Source organism: uncultured Streptococcus sp. (assembly GCF_901875575.1).
In the GTDB taxonomy this organism is placed as follows: domain Bacteria; phylum Bacillota; class Bacilli; order Lactobacillales; family Streptococcaceae; genus Streptococcus.
The window spans coordinates 1-787 of the sequence record NZ_CABFMF010000049.1 but is presented as its reverse complement, the minus strand read 5'-3'; the positions used below and the strand labels follow the sequence as shown (position 1 = coordinate 787).

Sequence of the window (787 nt, the reverse complement as noted above, 5' to 3'; positions counted from 1 at the left end):
ACCAAGGAAGCCAGCTCCTAAAAAGGATGCAATTTGCCCCATCAAAAAACCTGGAGCAATACCTGGACGGTCAGCGATAGAGTAAGATATATATCCACCTATGAAGGATGGAAGGAGTTTCATACCAAATACACCAAGAGTAGTTAAAGATGACGCGAATGTCATACCTTCAAGTGATGTAAGATATTCACCCCCCATGAGATTACCCACTGCAATAAGTAAACCAGATGCTACAACTAATGGTAGCATATAAGAGATAGCTGTCAATAAGTGACGTTTTATTTCATTACCAATAGTTTTCATATTAGACTCCTTTCTATTGGTTACGAGCTTTCAAATCTGACTCAATTTTTTCCAAAAGTTGTTTGGGTGCTTTTACAACCAGTGATGTTGGGACTTTAATAATTGGTAAATCCTTAAAACGTTCATTTCCAGTTGTCTGTATGTCTACTGCTAAGATAGCTACATCTGCTGTGGCGATTTCTTCAGAAGTTAACGGATCTTCTGTACCTATAGTTCCTTGAGTTTCAACGTGTATTGTATGTCCAAGTGACTCAGCTGCACGAATTAATTTTTCCTTAGCTATATACGTATGGGCAATCCCAGAGGTACATGCTGCTACTGCTACAATTTTCATAAGATGACTCCTTTTTGTATTTATCCTAATAAATCTAGTAACGCTTGTTTTGTTTTTACTGTTTGAATTTTTTTGATAAAGTTATCATTCGCTAGTAAAATAGCAACTTTCTGTAATAATTTCAAATGCACAGTACTAGCATCTTGGTCC

Annotated in this window: 2 protein-coding genes and 1 pseudogene; all 3 read right to left on the bottom strand. The window is 36.6% G+C overall.

Annotation, left to right across the window (positions count from 1 at the left end):
- Positions 1 to 303, bottom strand: a pseudogene (locus QZ114_RS08165) (PTS fructose transporter subunit IIC); the annotation flags it as partial.
- 13 nt (positions 304 to 316) lie between these two features.
- Positions 317 to 637, bottom strand: a complete 321-nt coding sequence (locus QZ114_RS08160; RefSeq protein WP_295501851.1) for a PTS fructose transporter subunit IIB — start codon at positions 635 to 637, stop codon at positions 317 to 319.
- A 20-nt stretch (positions 638 to 657) separates the two neighbouring features.
- Positions 658 to 768 (bottom strand): PTS sugar transporter subunit IIA, encoded by a 111-nt coding sequence (locus tag QZ114_RS08155; RefSeq protein WP_295501853.1) that lies wholly within the window; start codon positions 766 to 768, stop codon positions 658 to 660.
- Between the last annotated feature and the right edge of the window lie 19 nt (positions 769 to 787).